At 70.8% G+C, this 18,756-nt stretch carries 20 protein-coding genes; 7 read left to right on the forward strand and 13 right to left on the reverse strand.

What is annotated here, in order from left to right:
* The first annotated feature begins 107 nt into the window (after positions 1-107).
* The 3 genes from ACWED2_RS04920 to vanX are packed head-to-tail and all read left to right on the forward strand — an operon-like array spanning position 108 to position 2,696.
* The gene (locus ACWED2_RS04920; RefSeq protein ID WP_449689116.1) at positions 108-1,082 is read left to right on the forward strand and encodes a D-isomer specific 2-hydroxyacid dehydrogenase family protein; all 975 of its coding nucleotides are present in this window, start codon (positions 108-110) and stop codon (positions 1,080-1,082) included.
* Positions 1,075-2,091: a D-alanine--(R)-lactate ligase gene (vanA, locus tag ACWED2_RS04925; RefSeq protein ID WP_449689117.1), complete on the forward strand. Its 1,017-nt coding sequence runs from the start codon at positions 1,075-1,077 to the stop codon at positions 2,089-2,091. Before ACWED2_RS04920 ends, vanA begins: the two co-directional genes overlap by 8 nt.
* On the forward strand, positions 2,088-2,696 hold the full coding sequence (gene vanX, locus ACWED2_RS04930) for a D-Ala-D-Ala dipeptidase VanX (protein ID WP_449689118.1): 609 nt from the start codon (positions 2,088-2,090) through the stop codon (positions 2,694-2,696). Before vanA ends, vanX begins: the two co-directional genes overlap by 4 nt.
* Here vanX and ACWED2_RS04935 read toward each other — a convergent pair.
* Together ACWED2_RS04935 and ACWED2_RS04940 are read right to left on the reverse strand one after the other, a co-directional pair.
* A complete protein-coding gene (locus ACWED2_RS04935; protein ID WP_449689119.1) occupies positions 2,660-3,763 on the reverse strand; it encodes a sensor histidine kinase in 1,104 nt (367 codons plus the stop codon). The two genes, vanX and ACWED2_RS04935, sit on opposite strands and share 37 nt — an antisense overlap.
* Entirely contained in the window at positions 3,756-4,433 is a 678-nt protein-coding gene (locus ACWED2_RS04940) for a response regulator transcription factor (RefSeq protein ID WP_449689120.1), read from the reverse strand. The genes ACWED2_RS04935 and ACWED2_RS04940 overlap by 8 nt, the downstream gene beginning before the upstream one ends.
* Positions 4,434-4,521: 88 nt before the next feature.
* Here ACWED2_RS04940 and ACWED2_RS04945 point away from each other — a divergent pair, with 88 nt between their 5' ends.
* On the forward strand, positions 4,522-4,998 hold the full coding sequence (locus tag ACWED2_RS04945; RefSeq protein WP_449689121.1) for a D-alanyl-D-alanine carboxypeptidase family protein: 477 nt from the start codon (positions 4,522-4,524) through the stop codon (positions 4,996-4,998).
* On the opposite strand, the gene ACWED2_RS04950 is transcribed toward ACWED2_RS04945, so the two are convergent.
* Positions 4,999-5,853, reverse strand: coding sequence for an NmrA family NAD(P)-binding protein (locus tag ACWED2_RS04950; RefSeq protein ID WP_449689122.1), 855 nt, complete (start codon positions 5,851-5,853; stop codon positions 4,999-5,001). It lies immediately after the preceding gene.
* Between the two features lie 71 nt (positions 5,854-5,924).
* Between ACWED2_RS04950 and ACWED2_RS04955 the strand changes: the two genes are divergently transcribed.
* Positions 5,925-6,683 carry a DinB family protein gene (locus ACWED2_RS04955; protein WP_449689123.1) on the forward strand — a complete coding sequence of 253 codons (759 nt, stop codon included), beginning with the start codon at positions 5,925-5,927 and terminating at the stop codon, positions 6,681-6,683.
* Here ACWED2_RS04955 and ACWED2_RS04960 read toward each other — a convergent pair.
* From ACWED2_RS04960 to ACWED2_RS04975, 4 genes are all read right to left on the reverse strand, one after another.
* Positions 6,680-8,026 carry a restriction system modified-DNA reader domain-containing protein gene (locus ACWED2_RS04960; RefSeq protein WP_449689124.1) on the reverse strand — a complete coding sequence of 449 codons (1,347 nt, stop codon included), beginning with the start codon at positions 8,024-8,026 and terminating at the stop codon, positions 6,680-6,682. The two genes, ACWED2_RS04955 and ACWED2_RS04960, sit on opposite strands and share 4 nt — an antisense overlap.
* Positions 8,020-8,607 carry a hypothetical protein gene (locus ACWED2_RS04965; RefSeq protein ID WP_449689125.1) on the reverse strand — a complete coding sequence of 196 codons (588 nt, stop codon included), beginning with the start codon at positions 8,605-8,607 and terminating at the stop codon, positions 8,020-8,022. The genes ACWED2_RS04960 and ACWED2_RS04965 overlap by 7 nt, the downstream gene beginning before the upstream one ends.
* Positions 8,604-9,545 (reverse strand): ParA family protein, encoded by a 942-nt coding sequence (locus tag ACWED2_RS04970; protein ID WP_449689126.1) that lies wholly within the window; start codon positions 9,543-9,545, stop codon positions 8,604-8,606. Before ACWED2_RS04970 ends, ACWED2_RS04965 begins: the two co-directional genes overlap by 4 nt.
* A 73-nt stretch (positions 9,546-9,618) precedes the next feature.
* Positions 9,619-10,947 (reverse strand): cytochrome P450, encoded by a 1,329-nt coding sequence (locus ACWED2_RS04975; RefSeq protein WP_449689127.1) that lies wholly within the window; start codon positions 10,945-10,947, stop codon positions 9,619-9,621.
* Positions 10,948-11,132: 185 nt separating this feature from the next.
* Between ACWED2_RS04975 and ACWED2_RS04980 the strand changes: the two genes are divergently transcribed.
* Positions 11,133-11,327 carry a hypothetical protein gene (locus tag ACWED2_RS04980; RefSeq protein ID WP_449689128.1) on the forward strand — a complete coding sequence of 65 codons (195 nt, stop codon included), beginning with the start codon at positions 11,133-11,135 and terminating at the stop codon, positions 11,325-11,327.
* A 14-nt stretch (positions 11,328-11,341) separates the two neighbouring features.
* Positions 11,342-13,465 (forward strand): putative bifunctional diguanylate cyclase/phosphodiesterase, encoded by a 2,124-nt coding sequence (locus ACWED2_RS04985; protein ID WP_449689129.1) that lies wholly within the window; start codon positions 11,342-11,344, stop codon positions 13,463-13,465.
* Here the strand turns inward: ACWED2_RS04985 and ACWED2_RS04990 are convergent.
* The 6 genes from ACWED2_RS04990 to ACWED2_RS05015 all read right to left on the reverse strand — a co-directional run bounded on the left by ACWED2_RS04990 (position 13,408) and on the right by ACWED2_RS05015 (position 18,744).
* A complete protein-coding gene (locus ACWED2_RS04990) occupies positions 13,408-14,328 on the reverse strand; it encodes a DMT family transporter (protein WP_449689130.1) in 921 nt (306 codons plus the stop codon). The genes ACWED2_RS04985 and ACWED2_RS04990 overlap by 58 nt on opposite strands.
* Before the next feature lie 27 nt (positions 14,329-14,355).
* Positions 14,356-16,476: an MMPL family transporter gene (locus tag ACWED2_RS04995; protein ID WP_449689131.1), complete on the reverse strand. Its 2,121-nt coding sequence runs from the start codon at positions 16,474-16,476 to the stop codon at positions 14,356-14,358.
* A gap of 116 nt (positions 16,477-16,592) precedes the next feature.
* A complete protein-coding gene (locus ACWED2_RS05000; RefSeq protein WP_449689132.1) occupies positions 16,593-16,841 on the reverse strand; it encodes a hypothetical protein in 249 nt (82 codons plus the stop codon).
* On the reverse strand, positions 16,838-17,179 hold the full coding sequence (locus tag ACWED2_RS05005; protein WP_449689133.1) for an ArsR/SmtB family transcription factor: 342 nt from the start codon (positions 17,177-17,179) through the stop codon (positions 16,838-16,840). The genes ACWED2_RS05000 and ACWED2_RS05005 overlap by 4 nt, the downstream gene beginning before the upstream one ends.
* Positions 17,180-17,234: 55 nt before the next feature.
* On the reverse strand, positions 17,235-17,972 hold the full coding sequence (locus tag ACWED2_RS05010) for a Long-chain-fatty-acid--CoA ligase (protein WP_449689134.1): 738 nt from the start codon (positions 17,970-17,972) through the stop codon (positions 17,235-17,237).
* 52 nt (positions 17,973-18,024) lie between these two features.
* Positions 18,025-18,744 carry a DUF2786 domain-containing protein gene (locus ACWED2_RS05015; protein WP_449689135.1) on the reverse strand — a complete coding sequence of 240 codons (720 nt, stop codon included), beginning with the start codon at positions 18,742-18,744 and terminating at the stop codon, positions 18,025-18,027.
* Positions 18,745-18,756 lie beyond the last annotated feature (12 nt).

Consider the following 18,756-nt stretch of genomic DNA (forward strand, 5'->3'; position numbering starts at 1 on the left):
GCCCATGATCAGGCGGGTTGGCCGGAAGTTACTGGTCGGTAACTTATTCTCGGTGTATCGAAAAGCGCATACGTGCCGGCAACGCCGCGCTCCCTTGAATGGGCCGCATGAGCGAACCGGCACTCGGGATGACGATCTATGGGTGTGACCCCGACGAGGCCGTGCTGTTCCGGGACGTGGCGCCGCGGTTCGGGGTGACGCCGGTCATCACCGATGCGCCGGTTTCCGAGGCCAACGCCGAACTCGCGACCGGCACCCGGTGCGTCAGCGTCGGGCACAAGACGCCGGTCGGCCACGGGACTCTTCGCGCGCTGAGCCGGGCCGGCGTCGCCTATGTCTCCACCAGGAGCGTCGGTTACGACCACATCGATGTCGGGTATGCGCGCAGCCTCGGCATTTCCGTGGGGAATGTTTCCTATTCGCCGGACAGCGTCGCCGACTTCACGCTGATGGTGATGCTCATGCTCGTGCGGGACGCCAAGTCCGTCATCCGCCGGGCCGATGAGCACGACTACCGGCTGAACGACGTGCGGGGGAAAGAGCTGCGCGACCTGACCGTCGGGGTGATCGGCACCGGACGCATCGGTGCCGCGGTCGTCGGCCGGTTGCGGGGCTTCAAATCCCGGGTGGTGGCTTACGACAGCCGTCCTCGTGCTGACGTCGAGTACGTCGAGCTTGACGAACTGTTGCGTACCAGCGACATCGTCACGCTCCACACGCCACTCACGGCCGAGACACGGCACCTGCTGGACCGGCGGCGTCTCGAACTGATGAAGCCCGGGGCGTTCGTCGTCAACACCGGGCGTGGCCCCCTGCTCGACACCGAAGCGCTCGTCTCGGCGCTGGAAAACGGCACGCTGGGCGGCGCCGCACTGGACGTCATCGAAGGGGAAGAAGGCATCTTCTACGCCGACTGCCGGGACCGGCCCGTCGGAAGCGACCTGCTGGTGCGGCTCCAGAAGCTGCCGAACGTGCTCGTCAGCCCGCACACCGCCTACTTCACCGAGCACGCGCTCGGCGACATCGTCGAGAACTCCATCGTCAACTGCCTGGAATTCGAAAGTGGGACACCGCATGGCTAGGCTCAAGGTCGGGATCATCTTCGGGGGCTGTTCCGAGGAGCACCCCGTTTCCGTGAAGTCCGCGGGGGAGGTCGCGCGGCACCTCGACACCGGGAAGTACGAACCGTTCTGGGTCGGGATCACCCAGGACGGTGCCTGGAAGCTCTGCGACGGGCCGGAAGAAGGCTGGGAAACGGGGCGGCCGGTCGTTCTGTCGCCGGACCGGGGTGTCCCCGGGCTGCTGGTCCTCGACGACGGGAAGTACGAGACGATCGGCCTGGACCTCGTGCTGCCCGTGCTGCACGGCAAGCTCGGCGAGGACGGCGCGATCCAGGGCCTGCTGGAGCTGTCGGGCATTCCCTACGCCGGCTGCGACGTCCAGAGCTCGGCGCTGTGCATGGACAAATCCCTGGCTTACGTCGTCGCCGGGAGCGCTGGGATCGCCACGCCGAACTTCCGGACCGTCTTCCCGGGCGAGAACGTCGACGGGCTCGCCTATCCCGTTTTCGTGAAGCCGGCGCGGTCGGGGTCGTCGTTCGGGGTCAGCAAAGTAGCCAAAGAAGAGGAACTGGCGGTGGCGATCGCGACCGCGGCGCAGTACGACTCGAAGGTGCTGATCGAGGAGGCCGTGGCCGGCAGCGAGGTCGGCTGCGCGATCTTGGGCAGCGGCGGGGACCTCTTCGCCGGCGAGGTGGACCGGATCGCCCTGTCCCACGGCTTCTTCCGGATCCACCAGGAGGACGCGCCCGAAAGCGGTTCCGAGAACTCGACGCCCGTCGTGCCCGCCGACATCCCGGCCGAAACCCGCGCCCGCGTCCAGGAGACGGCGAAAGCCATCTACCGCGCGCTGGGGTGCGGAGGGCTCGCCCGGGTGGACATGTTCCTCACCGGCGACGGCACGGTGGTCCTCAACGAGGTCAACACCTTGCCCGGCCTGACGTCCTACAGCCGCTACCCGAGGATGATGGCGGCCGCCGGCCTGCCGCTCGCGGAAGTGATCGACCGGATCGTGGCCGGGACGGTCCGGTGAACGACGACTTCGCGTTCGTGGACGAGCTGGTGCCCGGCATCCGCTGGGACGCCAAGTACGCCACCTGGGACAACTTCACCGGCAAACCGGTGGACGGGTACCTCGCCAACCGGATCGCCGGCACGAAGACGTTGTGCGCCGCCCTCGCGCAAGCGCAGGAAAAGGCCGCGTCCCTCGGCTTCGGCCTGCTCCTCTGGGACGGCTACCGCCCGCAGCGGGCCGTGGACTGTTTCCTGCGCTGGGTGGACCAGCCGGAGGACGGGCGGACGAAGCTGTGGCACTACCCGAACCTCGACCGGGCCGCGATGTTCGCCAAGGGGTACGTGGCGGCGAAGTCCGGCCACACCCGGGGCAGCACGGTCGACCTGACGCTCTACCACCTTGCCACCGGCGAGCTCGTTTCGATGGGCGGCGGCCACGACCTGATGGACCCGATTTCGCACCACGACGCACGGGGGATCTCCCGCCTCGAAGCGGGGAACCGCCGGTACCTCCGGGCCATCATGGAGGACTGCGGGTTCGCCGCCTACGAGCGCGAATGGTGGCACTACGGCCTGAAGGACGAGCCCTACCCGGACACGTACTTCGACTTCCCCGTCGGGTAGCCGGGCAGCCGGACGGTGACGCGGAGGCCGCCGTCCGGCCGCGGCGTGAGGGTGAGCGTTCCGTCGTGGGCCTGCGTGATGCTCTTGACGATGGCCAGGCCGAGACCGACGCCCGCCTGGTCGGTGCGGATGCGCTCGGTGCCGCGCTGGAAGGGCTCGGCGAGGGTGGCGACCAGGGCCGGCGCGAGGCGCTCGCCGGTGTTCTCGACGATGAGCACCGCCGCCCCGGGCACGGCGCCGGCCGTGACCCACACCGCGCCCCGCTCGGGCAGGTTGTGGACGATGGCGTTGTGCACCAGGTTCGTCGTCAGCTGCAGCAGGAGCGCCGGCGAGCCGAGGGCGTGCGCGGCGCCGGACGTCTCGACGGTGACACCCCGCTTCTCGGCGAGGGGCAGCAGCGTCTCGGCGGCTTCTTCCGCGAGCAGGGACAGGTCGACGCGGTCGCGGTCGAAGGCCCGCTGCTCGGCGCGGCTGAGCAGCAGCAGGGCTTCGGTGAGCTCGATCGCCCGCGTGTTGACGACGCGGAGGCGTTCGTCGAGTTCGTCGGTGGTGCGCTCGGGGTCGTTGCGGGCGACGTCGAGCAGGCTCTGCGTGATCGCCAGCGGTGTGCGCAGTTCGTGGGACGCGTTGGCGGCGAACCTGCGCTGCTCGGCGACGTGCGTCTCGAGCCGGGCGAGCATGGTGTCGAAGGCGTCGGCGAGTTCGCGGAACTCGTCGGCGCGGCCGGGCAGCCGGATGCGGTGGGAGAGCGAGCCGTCCGCCGCGACGCGCGTGGCGTCGGTGATGCGCGTCAGCGGGGCGAGCATCCGGCCGGCCAGGAGCCACCCGCCCAGCAGCCCGAACACCAGCAGGAAGACGATCACGACGGCCATGAACGGGACGAACGCGCGAACCAGGCGCGAGCGGTTGATCCAGAAGTCGCCCTCGGTGATGATCCAGCCGTTGGGCAGGAAGTACAGGTAGAAGGCCAGCACCGCGCCCATCAGCAGGATGCCCGCGAGCATGACGAACCCGGCGTAGCTGAGGGTGAGCTTGAGCCGGGCGCTCAGCCCCGGTTCCCTATCCACGGGCGTCGTCACCGGTGTCGATGCGGTAGCCGACGCCGGGCACGGTAGCGATGATCCCGGGTTCGCCGAGCCGCTTGCGCAGCACGGACACGGTGATGCGCACGGCGTTGGTGAACGGGTCGGCGTTCTCGTCCCACGCCCGCTCCAGCAGTTCCTCGGCGCTGATCACCCCGCCTCCGGCCGCGACGAGGACTTCGAGCACCGCGAACTGCTTGCGCGTCAGTGCCACGTACCGGCCGTCGCGGTAGACCTCGCGGCGGAACGGATCCAGCCGCAGCCCGGCGATCTCGTGCACCGGCGGCCGGTTGTGCGCGCGCCGCCGGTCGAGGGCCCGGAGCCGGAGCACGAGCTCCCGGAGTTCGAACGGCTTCGTGAGGTAGTCGTCGGCACCGAGGCCGAAGCCGGTGGCCTTGTCGTCGAGCCGGTCGGCGGCGGTGAGCATCAGGATCGGCAGGCCGCTGCCGGAGGCGACGATGTGCCGGGCGATCTCGTCACCGGACGGGCCGGGGATGTCGCGGTCGAGGACGGCGATGTCGTAGGTGTTGACGCTCAGCAGCTCCAGCGCGGTGTCGCCGTCGCCGGCGATGTCCGCCGCGATGGCCTCCAGCCGGAGACCGTCACGGATGGCGTCGGCCAGGTAGGGCTCGTCCTCGACGATCAAGACACGCACTCCGCCGATGCTACGAGCGGCCGCATATCGGCCGCATATCGGAAAGCGCGTACGCGCCGGCAACACCGCGCCGCCTTGACTGGCCGCCATGACCTCCAGTCAACGCACGTCCCTCGGCCGGGGACACGGCGCCGTCCCGGCCGGCCTGCCGGTCTTCGACGACGAGTCCCCGGCCGTGGCCAACCTGGACCCGGATTTGCTCGACGCCCTGCGCCGGGCCGCGGTGGACGCCGCGGCCGACGGGGTCGCCTTCGTCGTCAACGGTGGCTGGCGTTCCTGGGCGTACCAGGAACAGCTCCGCCGTCAGGGCATCGCGAAGCACGGCTCGGAAGCGGCGGCGGCCCGCTGGGTGACGACGGCGGACAAGTCCGCGCACGTCCGGGGACAGGCCGTCGACATCGGGCCGCCGACCGCCCGGAAGTGGCTCGCCGAAAACGGCGCCCGGTACGGGCTGTGCCAGATCTACCGCAACGAACCGTGGCACTACGAACTGCGGCCCGAAGCCGTCGAACACGGGTGCCCGCCCATGTACGCCGATCCGTCGCAGGATCCGCGGACGCGGTGATCAGGCGAAGTCCGCCGCGTGGTCACGCGCCCACTCCGCGAGCGTGCGGGCGGGCCGTCCGGTCAGCTGCTGCACGGTCGGCCGCACCACGTCGGGCGTCTCGACCGTGTCCGACCAGTAGCGCAGGAGCATCGAGATGATGTCGTCGCCGACGCCGTAGGAGCGCATTTCGGTGCGGAACTCGTCCGGCGTGGTCTCGGTGAAGCGCAGCTGCCGGCCGATGGCCGCGCCGATCGCGGCGAGCTGCTCGAGCCGGGTCAGCGCCTGCGGGCCGGTCATGGGGTAGTGCTTGCCCGCGTGGCCGGGCTCGGTCAGCGCCACCGCGGCGACGGCGGCGACGTCGGCCTCGTGGATCGGGGCCTGCGCGGACGTCGGGTACGGCCCGCGGACGCCGCCGGTGTGGCGGATCGGCTGGGCCCAGGACAGCAGGTTGCCGGCGAAGGTGCCGGGCCGCAGGATCGTCCAGGACGCCGCGCTCTCGCGGACGGCGTCCTCGATCGCGCTGTGGTGCACCCGGCTGGCCGAGCCGCGGTCGCGCTCGTGCTCGAGCGCGGCGGCGAGCGAGGAGAGCAGCACGAGGTGCGTGTCGGCTGCCTTGACGAAGCCGGCCACGCCCGGGGCCGGGAAGACGAACGCGCTGTCGACGCCGTCGAAGAGGCCCTCCGGCGCGGGCGCGCTCAGGTCGCCGGCGACGAGCTCGACGTCGGCGGGCAGGCCGGCCGTGCCGGGTGAGCGGGTCAGTGCGCGCACCCTGTGCCCGCCGGCGAGCAGTTCGGCGACCAGGTGGCGGCCGACGGTGCCGGTGGCACCCGTGACGAGGACGGTCTTGGGCTGCTGAGTGGGTTTGGTGTTCACGAAACCCATGGTGCGGACTATTGCGGCAGGATCCCTGCCTAAATCCGGCGCAGGTGGGCCAGACTGTTCCGATGGTCTCCGAATACGCCCAGAGCGACCGGTTCCGTGGTGCTCGCATCCACCTGTGCGAGCTCGCCGGCCTCGAGATCCGCGACTGCGAGGTGAGCGGCCTGAAGATCGTCGACTGCTACGGCAGCGACGTCTACCTCGGGGGTGACTTCGAGCGCGTCGTCGTCAACGACGTCGACGTGACCGCCTATGTCGATGCCGAGCTCGACCGCCGGCACCCGGCGCGGGTGCTGGCGCGGGATGCGGCTTCACCCGAGGACTACCGGGCCGCCTGGGACGCCGTCGAAAAGCTGTGGGGTGCGACGCTCGAGCGCGTGAAGCTGTTGCCCGAGGCCGAACTGCACGAGCGGGTCGACGGCGAGTGGTCGTTCGTCGAAACACACCGGCATTTGCTGTTCGCCTGTGACGCCTGGCTCGGCAACGCCGTGCTCGAGGAGGAAACGCCCTACCACCCGTTGGGCTTCCCCGCCGGCGGGATGCCGCCGGAGGAGGCGGCGAAGCTCGGCCTCACCCTCGAAGCCACCCCGACGCTCGAGGAGGTGCTCGCGCCGCGGCTGGCCCGCATGGCCGCGATGCGGCGGGTCGTCGACGGGCTCACCGTGGCCGAGCTCGACCGGGTGTGCGGTCGCAAGCCGGCCGACCCGTACCCCGACCAGGAGTACGTCGTGCGCCGGTGCCTCAAGGTGGTGCTGAAGGAAGAAGCCGAGCACCACCGCTACGCCGTGCGTGACCTCGCGGTGCTCGAGTCGAGGGCGTCCTAGGCCGGGGTGCGGTAGCGGTGCAGCAGGGTGTTGAAGTGCCGCAGCTTCTCGACGGTGTCTTCGGAGACCGGGTCCGGGTGGAAGTGCATCACGCTGTTGCGGATCTGCCGGATCTCGTCCAGGCGGGCGATGAACGCCGGCCGGTCCAGTGGCCAGCCGAGCCGGTCCCAGGCGTCCTTGTTCTCCAGGATCCGCTGGTAGTCGCCGAAGGTCAGGTGGTCGAAGCTGTCCACCGGCCGGCCGCACAGGGGCCGGACGGCCGAAAGGTCCAGTGCGCACCGGATGATCCAGCGGAGCGTCTGGTCCAGCTCGCCCAGCTGGAAGAACGGCGTGGCCATCTCGCCGTAGCGGCGGGCGACGTCCGCGGTCGTGACGATGCCCTTCACCGCCTTGCTTTCGTCGGTGACCAGCACGAATTCCCGCTGCTGCAGGGTGGGGAGGACGTCGAAGAGGTCGCGGTCGTAGGCGACGACCTCGGCGTGGACGATCGCGTCGGCGAGCGCCGCCCCGGGCTTGCGGTGCATGGCCTGGGCGATCGAGCGCCACGTCACGGCTCCGCGGGGGTTGCGCGGGCCGCTGAGCACGGGCAGCTGCGAGAAGTCGTTGAGGAGCATCGTGGTGATCGCTTCTTCGAGCGAGCTGTTGGGCCCGACGGACGCCAGGCCTTCGAGCGACTTCAGGTTGCCCACTGTCAGGCGGACGTCCAGGTCGCCGCCGCCTTCGTCGTCCTCGGTGGCCGGCAGGACGTCGGGGGCCGCCGGTTCCTCCGGCTCCTCCGGTGGCGTTGTCAGGGTGACGACGGTGTCGAGCGTGACCGCGCGGAAGCCGGGTGACGTCACCAGCCCGTGGTTGGCCAGGCCCGCCTCGATCCGGCCGACCTGGTCGCCGCGGTCGGTCACGCCCCACAGCTTCAGCAGCTCGCGGACCGTGATGCGCTCGGGATCACCCTGGTCGGCGCGGGTGCGGGCCTGTCGCAGGCGTTCGTGGACGCGTTGGTCCCCGGTCTGGCGGTCGGCGGCCGACATCGCCCGGTCGAGGAACTCCTGGCGCACCGAATCCAGCAGGCGCTTCTCGGCCACCACCACCCAGGCCCGCCACCCGTCGACCGCGCGCATCCCGGCGGCCACCATCGCCGCGCGGGAGGGCGACCGGAACTCCTCGCCGTCGGGCTCGAGCCGGATCCGGCCCTGGTCGGTGACCGTCGCGCCGAAGGTCGCGCCGATGCGCCTGCGCCTGAACTCCAGCTTCGCCCCGGGCTCGAGCAGCCCGGCTTCCAGCAGGTCCGGCACCGTGACGCGGCGGCCGTCGATCAGGTGCATCGAACGGCCGTCGCCGGTCACCACTTCCGCAGCCCGGCGAACTTGCGCCGGGCACCGATGGCCTGTTTGAGCACCCGCCGCTTCAGTTCCTTCTGGCTCAGCCGGTCCACCCGGGTGAGCTGCAGCTCGGCGGCGACGGCGAGCAGGCTGTCCCGGTCGAGGCGCTGCGCCTCGAGGTAGGCCGCGCCTTCCTCTTCGGTTTCCGTTTCCCGCAGGTGGGTGGCGATGGCGGCCGCGTCGACGCCGGGTCTCGCAACGGCCGGCGGTGGTGGTGCAGGAGGCGGACTCGCGACCGGCCGGGGAGCGGCCGGGGCCGGTGGCTGCTCGGCGACGGGTGCGCTGGAGCCGGCGCCGAGGAGCAGGTCGACGAGCTCGGCCTTGGTGAGCTTGCTGTACGGACCCAGCCGGCGATTTTTCGCCAGCACCCTGAGCTCGGCCACAGTCTTTGCCAGCAGACTCTCCCGGGTCTGGGGAGGCTCGGCCGCACCGTCGACGGTCAGGTGTGCGGTGCCGTCGATGATCGCTTCGAGGGTGGCCTCGTCCTGCCGCTCCAGGAACTCGAACACCCGCGCCTGCAGGGCGGCGAGCCGCTTCAGGTCGTTCACCGGCGGTCTCCGGAAAGGGAAAGGGCGCCGAGGACCTCGTCGGTGAACTGGTCGAACTCCCGCACGACGTTGTCGCGGCTGGTGGCGCGCAGCATGCCCGGCACGCCGGTTTCGCCGGCGTCGCCGAAATGGGGCGTGCTGTTGCGGATGTAGCTCTTCAGCACCGGAACCTGGGAGTTCGCCTGCGTCTCGTCGACGTACTTCTGCTGGGCGACCGTCAGTTGCTGGGCGTAGATCTGCACCATGGTGAACACCACGCCGAGGAACTCGGGATTGATCGGCTCGTGCTCACGGCTGCCGCCCTTGTGCTGGACGAAGTCGTTGAACTGTTCGACGAGGCCGGTGCAGTTGCCCCCGAGGTAGTCCAAGCCCAGGGTGGACAGGTAGTCCGCCTTGGCCGGGACGAGAATCCGCTCGCTCGCGACGATCGCCGTCTTGGTGACCAGGCCGAAGTTCGGGGCGCAGTCGATGAGGACCAGGTCGTACTCGGCGAAGAAGCTGTCTTCCAGCGCCTGCCGCAGACAGCCGTGCAGGTCCAGGAACCGCCGCTTCGACCCGTCGAGGGTGGTCGTCCCGCCGAGCAGCGCGGCGAGCTCGAGGTCGATGTCGATCAGGCCGAGGTGGGACGAGATCAGGTCGAGCCGGCCGCCGGTACCGTCGAGCACCTTGTTGACCCGTTCCGGGGACACGACCAGGTGGGGCAGCGGGATGTCCCGCCCGGGCAGCTCGGCGCCGTACCACTGCTTGATCGTGCGTTTGTCCGCCAGCCGCTCGTGCCAGTCGTCGATCGAGAAGAAGGAAAACGTCAGGTTGGTCTGCGGGTCGAGATCGAGCAGCAGCACCCGCAGCCCACGGCTCGCGGCGACCGCGCCGAGGTTCGCGGTCAGCGTCGTCTTGCCCACCCCACCCTTGTAGTTCATGACCGCCACGACCCGCATGCGCCCTCCCCGGTGGTCTCGTCCTGGGGCCCGTTTGTATTACGCGGGCGGGCGTACGGGGGATGGGGCGCCGTCAATTGTCCGGGAACTGTCCAGGATCTGGCCCGCGGGGCACCACGGTCATCGGCAGGCTGTCGGGGTACGCCGCGGAGGTGAACTTCACCCGGACCGGCTTGCCCGGCACCGGGACCAGCCGCCAGGCGGCCGCCACCGTCGCCAGGGTGATCACGATTTCGTTCTGGGCGAAGCGGTTCCCGATGCACTGACGGGTGCCCGCCCCGAACGGGACGAACGCGCCCTTCGGTATCGCCGCCGCGCGCTCCGGTGACCAGCGGTCCGGGTCGAAGCGGTCCGGGTCGGCGAACGACGCCGGGTCGTGGTGGAGCGCGTGGGGGCTGACGATCACCTCGGTGCCCTCCGGCAACCGGACGTCGCCCAGGTCGACTTCGGTGAGCGTGCGGCGCATCAGCATCCAGAGCGGGTAGTGGCGCAGCACCTCGTCGACCACCTGGCGGACGTAGGTCAGCCGGGGGAGGTCGTCGACGGTGACCGGGCGGCCGCCCAGCACCTCGTCGAGTTCGGCGTGCACCCGCGCCTCGATGTCCGGGTTCCGGCCGAGCTCGTGGAACGTCCAGGCCAGCGCCAGCGCCGTCGTCTCGATGCCCGCCGTCAGCAGGGTGAGCACCTCGTCACGCGCCTGCTCGTCGGACATGCCGGCCAGCAGCAACGTCGAAAGCAGGTCGCCGCGGTCGGTGCCGTCACGCCGCCAGTCGCGGATCACCTCGATGACGATTCCCCGCATCCGGGCGATCGCCTCGTCGAACCGGCGGTTGCCGGGCACCGGGAGCTTCTCGACGAACTTGGGTGACAATGCGCGAATCATTCCCTGCTGGATGATCACGTAAATCGAGCGGCGGGCCTCGGCGATCGCCGCTTTTCCCAGCTCGGTGGAAAACAGCGCTTCGCCGACGATCGTCACCGCGAGGCTTTGCATGTCGTCGTCGATCTTGCGCACTTCGCCCGCCCGCCACGAGCCGCTCATCTCCGCGGCCGCGCGCCGCATGATCTCGGCGTAGGCGGCCAGGCGGTCGCGGTGGAACGCCGGTTGCATCAGCCGGCGCTGCCGCAGGTGGAACTCCCCGTTCGAAAGCACCAAGCCATTTCCGACGAACGGCCGGAACTTGTCGAACATGGCGCCCTTGCGGAACTTCGGACCCGCGTCCACCAGCACTTCGTGCGCCAAACGCGGGCTGGTGACGAAGTAGACGGGGGCCGGGCCGAGGTGCAGCCGGACGATCTCGCCGTACCGGGGCAAGGTATCGGTGAATGCGAAGCGTTGCCGGAGGAGCGCCGGAGTGTGCCCGAGCAAAGGCCACCGGCCCGGTGCGACCGGGACGCTCATGCATGCTCCTCGTGGCGCCATTGTCGTTACGCTATTGTGCGGATTTCCCAAGGAGACGGCTCACGGTAGGCGCGTCCGGTCGAACGGGACAGTGCCCGATCGGGTGGTCTGGGCTCACGCGGATGGCCCAGTAGCCGAACCGGAGGGAATCGCTAAGCTCTTTCCCGTCCGACTGAACTGAGAAGGTGTTGTTCGTGACACGATCACCGGAATGGGCGCCACCGGGTATCGGTATCTCCGTGCTGCCCGGCGCGCGCGGTGCTCGGGAGATCTCGCGAACGCGCCCGGAGGTTTCCGCGCTTTCCGCCGGAATCGATATTGTCGAAGCCGGATCGGCCGCTTGCGACGCGACGAACGCCGGAATCGGCCGCACGATCTGATGCGGACCTCGCCCATGTCGATGACCGAACCCCAGCCGGACCAGCCCGCCGCGGCCGATGCGGACCGCGGGCGGACCCGGCTCGCCCGGAAATGGGCGTACCTGCTCAGCGGCGTGACCGTGGTGTCGCTGAGCCGGGAGGAACTCGACGTGGAGCTCGGCGAACTGCTGGGCACGCTCTGCGGCTCCCTGCGCCGCGCGGACCCGGACCTGACCGCGGCCGAGCGGATCGGCGCGCGGCTGGTCGCGCTCGGCTACGTCGGCGAGCCCGGTCTGCGGTGCACGCTCGACGTCCTCGGCAAGGGCCTGCCCGCGCTGCCCGAGCTCCAGGCGGTGGACGGCGCTCCCGAGCGGGTCGTGGCGGCGCTGGGCGCGTTGTCCTGCGGCTTCCTGCTGGCGCACGAGCGCAGCGTCCTCGACCAGCAGGAGATCATGCACCTGTCGCTGCTCAAGGCGGTGCGGGACGCCCAGTGGAACCTCCGGCAGAGCGAAGCCCGCTTCGAAGAGGTGGTGACGTCGTCGGCGAGCGGCATCGCCGTCGTCGCGCTCGACGGCAAGATCGTGCGGGCCAACGCCGCACTGGCCGAGATGCTCGGGCACCCGGCCGGCGAGCTGGCCGGCTCGGTGCTGTACGACGTCGTCCACCCCGAGTCGGTCGAGGTGCTCCGCGACGCGATGATGGCGCTGCTGGACGGCGGCAAGGAGCGGATCCGGCAGTCGGAGCGGCTGCTGCGCCGGGACGGTGACGTCGTCCGCATCTCGCTCACCGCCTCCCTGCTGCGCGACGCCGAAGAGCGGCCCTCCCACTTCGTCGTCGTGATCGAGGACGGCACCGAGCTGATGCTGCTGCAGGGCGAGCTGAGCCGCCAGGCACTGCACGACGTCCTCACCGGGCTGCCGAACCGCCAGTACTTCGGCACCCACCTGGAGACGGCGCTGCGGCGCGCCGACCCGGCGTACGGTGTCACGCTGTTCCACGTCGACCTCGACGCCTTCGGCATGGTCTGCAACAGCCTCGGCCGCCGGGTCGGCGAGCAGCTGCTGGTGCACTTCGCGCAGCGGCTCAAGGCGGTGATGGCCCGCGAAAACGCGATGATCGCGCGGTTCCACAGCGACGAGTTCGGCATCCTGGTCGAGAACACCGAGTCGACGCCGGACATCGACACCATCGTGCGCGCGATCAACGACGAGCTCGCCGAGCCGTTCTTCGTCGACGGCCACGGGCTCGCCCTGTCCGCCAGCGCCGGGGTGGTGCACCGGCCGGCGAAGGGCATCGACCCCCTGGAACTGTTGCGCCAGGCGGATCAGACGCTGCGGCGCGCCAAGGAGCGGCGGCGCGGCCAGTGGAAGATGTTCGACCGCGAGGCCGACGCCCACGACCGGCGCACGCAGGCGCGGGCCGTCGGCATGGCCGGTGCGTGGGAACACGGCGAGATCGGCGTGCGGTACCGGCCGATGGCCCGGCTGGCGGACGGCGAAGTCGCCGGCGTCGAAGCCCGCCTGCACTGGAACCGGCCGGGCGACTCGGCGCTTTCGCACGAGTGCTGCGTCGAGCTCGCCGAGTCGACCGGGCTCATGCTGCCGCTCGGCGACTGGCTGCTGCGCGCCGCCGCCCGCCAGGGCGAGTGGTGGCGGCAGCGCGCGGGCTTCGGCCTCTCCGTGGTCGTCGGCCTCACCGGGCACCAGGTGTCGGACGACGCGCTCGGCACGCGCGTGACGCGGTTGCTGGCGGACACCCGCCTGCCGCCCGAGCAGCTGCTGCTCGGAGTCCCGGCCGGGGCGCTGCCGGTGTCCGGCGTCATGGACAACGTCGTCGCACTGACCGACCTCGGCGTGCACGTCATGCTCGACGAGTTCGGGCTGGGCCCCGACGACCTGCGGGCGATCGAGGACCTGCCGGTGGAGATCGTGCGCGTCGACCGGCGGCTGGCGGAGTGGCAGGCGTGGTCGGACTCGACGTTCCTCAGCGCCCTGGTGCCGCTGGTCCGGCAGGTCGGCGCGACCCTCGTCGTGGACGGGATCCACACCGAGGCCCAGGCGGACTGGTGGCGCACGGCCGGTGCGGACCTGGCGACCGGCGACTACTTCGGGGTGGCCAGGCCGCCGGCCGAACTCGCCGGGCAGTTCGCCGGCACCTGAGGCTGCCACCGGGTCAGGCCGACGGCGACGAGCACGACAGCCATACCGCCGACGACCCGCGGCGTCAGCGGCTCGCCGAGGAAGATCGCGCCGAGCGCGACCGAAACCACGGGCAGCAGGTAGCCGACCGTCGCCGCGGCGGTCGGGCCTTCGTCCGCGATCAGCCGGTAGTTGAGGTAGAAGGTGATCCCGGTGCCGAAGACGCCGAGGATCGTCACCGCGACGACGGCGGTGAGCGTCAGGTGCGGTGCCGTGGACGAGACCGGCAGCGCCAGGGCGGTCAGCGCGGTGGCGGTCATCAGCTGCGCGGCCGACAGGGCGAGCGGAGCGCCGTCCGGCGGCAGTTTCCGTGCCATGTAAGCGAACGCGATCGCGTAGCTGAGGCCGGCCCCGAGCAGGGCCAGCGCCCCCGTGCTCAGCAGGCCCGACTGCTGCCACGGCGCGAAGATCACCACGATGCCGGCGAACCCGAGGGCCAGGCCGAGCAGCCGCGCGGGGTTGAGCCGCCGTTCCGTCCCGAGTGCGACGCCGATCAGCAACGACCACAGCGGGGTGGTCGCGTTCATGACGCCGGCGACCCCGGAGTCGACGGTCCGTTCGCCGATGCCGAACAACGCGAACGGCAGGGCGTTGCAGAAGAACGCGGCGATGATCAGGCGCGCCCAGGTCCGGCCGTCCCGCGGCAGCCGCTGCCGGGCCGCGAAGGCCAGGCCGAGCAGGGTCAACGCGCCGAGAGCGCACCGGACGAGGGTGAGGTGGACGGGGCTCAGCCCGGTCAGGGCCAGTTTGATCCAGAGAAAACCCGAGCCCCACAGCAGGGCCAGGACCACTGTGCGGGCCAAGGCGCCCCGTCCACCGTTCATGTGAGCAACGGTGCCGAACGAAATCCGTCAGGACAAGCGAAGAGTTCTGGAGGGATCGTTAAGGTTTCCTACAGTGTGCGGGGGCCACAGCCGATCGCCGAGCAGCGCCAGTGCGGCGGGCAGGAGGACGCCCCGGACGATCGTCGCGTCGAGCAGGATGGCGAACGCCATGCCGAGGCCGAGCATCTTGTACTCGATCGCGGCGAGGCTGAGGAAGACGCTGAACACCCCGGTCATGATCAGCGCGGCGCTCGTCACCACCCCGGAACTGCGCGCGGTGCCCTCGACGATCGCCTGCCGGGCGGGCGCGCCGGACCGCCGCCGTTCGCGGATCCGGCTGAGGATGAACACGTGGTAGTCGGTGCTCAGGCCGAACAACAGCACGAAGAGGAACACCGGCAGCCAGCCGAGCACCCCGCCGTAGGGGGTGAAACCCAGCAGCGGCGCGAGAAAGCCGTGCTGGAACACGAGCGTGAGCACGCCGTAGGCCGCGCCGGCCGACAGCAGGTTGAGCAGGATCGACACCACCGGCACCGCGACTGACCGGAACACCACGAGCAGCAGCACGAACGCGAGCAGCAGGATGAACCCGAAGGTGTACGGCGCCCGGGCGAGCACCTGCGCGGTGAAGTCGTGCGCTTCGGCGGTCCGGCCCGCGACCGCGTAGCCGACGCCGTCGATCCGCCCGGCCGTTCGCGGCAGCAGGGTTTGCCGCAACGTCGTGAGCGTGCGGCTCGCCGTTTCGTCGTTTCCGTTGCCGCCCAGCGGGATCCGGACGACGAGCGCCTCGCCCACTGGGACGACCACGGCCGGTTGCGGCACTTCCGCGGCCAGTTCGCCGATCGCCCGGCGCAGCGCGGGCGTGTCGACCGGGCCGCCGCGGGTGTTCCAGAGGACGACGTGCGCGGGCATGGTCACCCCGGGAAACGCTTCCTGCACGCGCACGGCCGCGTCGATCACCGGGATGCTGCGCGGCAGGCTCTCGGTCGGCGCCGGGTCCTGCAGCCGCATGCCCAGCGCGGGCAAGGTGAGCAGCACGAGCAGCGCGGTGGCGACGCCGCACCACAGCGCGGGCCGCCGCGTGACGAGAGTCGCCACGCCTGCCCAGAACCGGGAGCGCGCCGGACGGTCGCCGAGCCACGGGATCCGCCCGCGGTCGACGCGGTGCCCGAGCAGTGACAGCGTCGCGGGCAGCACCGTCACCGCGGCCGGCACGGCCAAGCCGACGACGAGGATCGTGCTCACGGTCAGGCCTCGGAGGTTGTCGAGCCCGGTGAACAGCAGGCCGGTCACGCACAGCACGACGGTCAGCCCGGACACGACGATGACGTGCCCGGACGTCCGTGCGGCGATCCGGATGGCCCCGGGCACGCCGTGCTCGCGTTCCTCACGGACCCGGCGCAGGAAGAACAGCGAGTAGTCGACGCCGACCGCCATCCCGATCAGCAGTGTCATCGCGGAGGTCGCGCTGTTGACCGGGAGCCAGTTGTCCACAACGGACAGGAAGCCGAAGGTGGCGGCCACCGCGGTGCCCGCCAGCAGGACCGGGACCGCGGCCGCGACCAGCGAGCCGAACACGACCAGCAGGATCAGCACGGTGATCGGCAGCGAGCGGGCCTCCGACCGTCCGATGTCCTCCTTGATGCTCTTGTCGACCGCGCCCGACACGGTGAGGTCGCCGGCCTGGGAAAGCCGGACGTCCGGGTGCCGGGCGGCGACCGTGTCGATCGACGCGGTCGCCTTCGCGAGGTTGGGCCGGATTTCGGGGCCGCTGCCGGTGATCCGGAAGGTGACCAGTTCCGACCGGCCGTCGGCGGAGACCTGGGAGCGGACGTCCGCGGCCGCGCCCGACGTCGTCAAGGTCGTCATGAGGTCGGCCGTGACCGCCGGGGACCGGGGCTGGACGAGGACGTTCTCCCAGAAGGGTTCGCGGGTGGGCTGGCGGTCGAGCACGGCTTGGCCGGTGCCGGCGTCGCCGGCGGGGCTCGACCGCGCGTCGGTGCCGGGGACGAACGTGCCGAGGGCCCAAGCCAGCGCGACGAGCGCCAGCCAGCCGAGGATCGCGGCGGCGCGGTGCCGCAGCGACCAGTTCGTGACGCGTTCGACCACCGGCCCCCGCCGGTGAACCGGGGTGCCTGCAGGCAGCATGAACTAAGGTCCTCTCGTGAAGGAGTGATCCGATGAGAGCTCGCCCTCGGGCGAGTGGGTGCTTCTTCCTCCTGGGTCGCCGAGTTGCCGCTCGGCGGCCCAGGGCCTTCAAGCGGTCAGTCGACCTCCTTGAGCACGCGTTCGATGGACCGCAACCGGTCTTGGACGTCCCGCAGCCGCCGTTCGGTCTCTTCCTGCGTCCGGACGGCGGTCTCGGCCAGCGCGCGGTATTCGTGCTCCCGCGCCAGTTTCGCCTTGGCTCGCCAGGTCGAGGCCAGCTGCACGATCGCGATCGAGAGCACGACGGTGATCAGGACGAAGATCCCGACGACGCCGAGGATCTCCTGCCACTGGTGCCAGTTCATCTGGGTCCCTCCTCGCCGTCCCCCTGGACGGACTCCGGTGTGGTCAGCGTCGGCGCGGCGGCCGCGATCGCCTCCGGCGTCAGCACGACGGAGAACGGCGTGACCTCGTACACCCGCAGCGTCTTGCCGTCCTCGCCGACCTCGGTGCTGGCGGTGACCAGGCCCGCGGCTTCGAGCTTGCGCAGGTGGACCTGCAGCAGCGCGCGGCTGATCCGCAGCTCGCGGGCCAGCTTGCTGACGTAGGTGCGTTCCGCGTGCAGGGCCGCGACGATCCGCAGCCGGTGCGGGTTGCCGAGGGCGCCCAGCTGCCGCAGGAGCTCGTCGCCGGTCGTCCACATGCAAACAAAAGTTAGCAGGTGGCCGGTGAGGGCGCCATCGGGGTGATCCCCGAGATCACATCGGGTGTTCCATCCACACGTTCGGCTCGACGTAGGTCGCCACGTCGTAGGTGGCCGAGGCGTGGACCGGGGCGATTCCGCCCGGGATGAAGTTTTCGCCGTCCTGCAGCTTCACGCCCGTCCAGTCGCGCCAGTCGGTCAGGGAGCCCGACAGCGTCACCGCGAACGGGCACACCTTCACCACGCGGGCACCCAGGCGCTCGTGGGTGCGCAGCCAGCGGTCGGCCAGGAGGCCGTCGGGGCGGCGGCGGGCCGCGTACTCCGGCATCGGGACCGACGGCTCGGCCTCCTTGCCGATCGGGCGCACCGAGACGATCAGCTTCCGCAGCCCGTCTTCCGCGGCCCGTGCCTTCAGCGCCTTGAGCATCGGGGCCGACAGTCCGGTGCCGCGCAGGTGCGGCGCGATCACGACTTCCAGTGCGCACAACGCGTTCGGCGCGCGGCCGTCCATGACGTCCTGGGCCGCCCACTCGATCGCCTGGTCCCAGCCGTGGTCCGGCAGCTCGGTGCGCTCCGGTGCCGGGTATGCCAGCGGGACCGAAAGGGCGCGGGCCATCGGTGTGCCGTTGTCGTCCAGTGCGATCAGGAAGTACCGCGCCCAGTGACGCAGGAAGCGCTCGCCGGTGATCATCCGGCCGCTCGCGCCCTGGTAGATGAACTGGCCGCCGACGTCGCCGAGGGCCAGTGCGGCGTCGAGGAGGTCGGGGCGGCCGGCAAGATCGACAACGCGCATGCGCCCAGTCAAACGCAAGCGATCACCGCTCCGATAGCGGCAACCGGGCGACTCAGCGCAGGGCTTTGCGGCGCCGCGTCAGCGCGGCCGGGTCGAGGTTCGCCCGGGTGCCGGCGTCGTGGCCGTCGAGGTAGCCGCTGCCGCTGAGTCTTCTGGGCGAAGCGGCGCGCAGGCCGCCGTACTCGGAGTCGAACGCGTGCTGCACCATCTGCGCGCGGTCGCGCACCACCAGCTCCGCCGACCGCGCGCCCGGGACCGCCGTGCGGACGGCTTCCTGTTCGGCGTGGGAAAGCCGCTCGTGGACCGCGCGGGCGAAGCCGTGCAGCCAGGTGCGCCGATACGCGGCCAGTGACTCGCCGGGGAAGAACCCGCCCGGCCGGACGCGGGTCAGCTGGGTGCTCGCCTGCAGCAGCAGGCTGGTGAACAGCAGTTCCACCCGGCCGAGGTCGGAGCGGAAGCCGAACACGGTGACGCTCTCGACCTTCTGGCCGAGGCGGTGCAGCAGCGTCCGGCAGCGCAGCGGGTACGCGACCGAGGTCAGCAGGCTCGCCTTGTCGCGGCTGTACGGGTCGTTCATCGGGATCGTCAGCGTGCCGATCTCGTCGGCACTGGCCCCGGACGCGGCGAGCATCGCCTGGTCGATGCCGTAGCGCGCGACGAGCTCGGCGGCCTTCTGGTTGTACGCCTCGGCTTCCGCCTCGGTGACCGCCGGGTCTTCGGCCTTGGCCAGCAGCTTGCGGATGCGCTCGAGCTGCGGGTCTGACTCGGTCATGCCGGAGAGGGT

This window comes from Amycolatopsis sp. NPDC005003 (genome assembly GCF_053600695.1).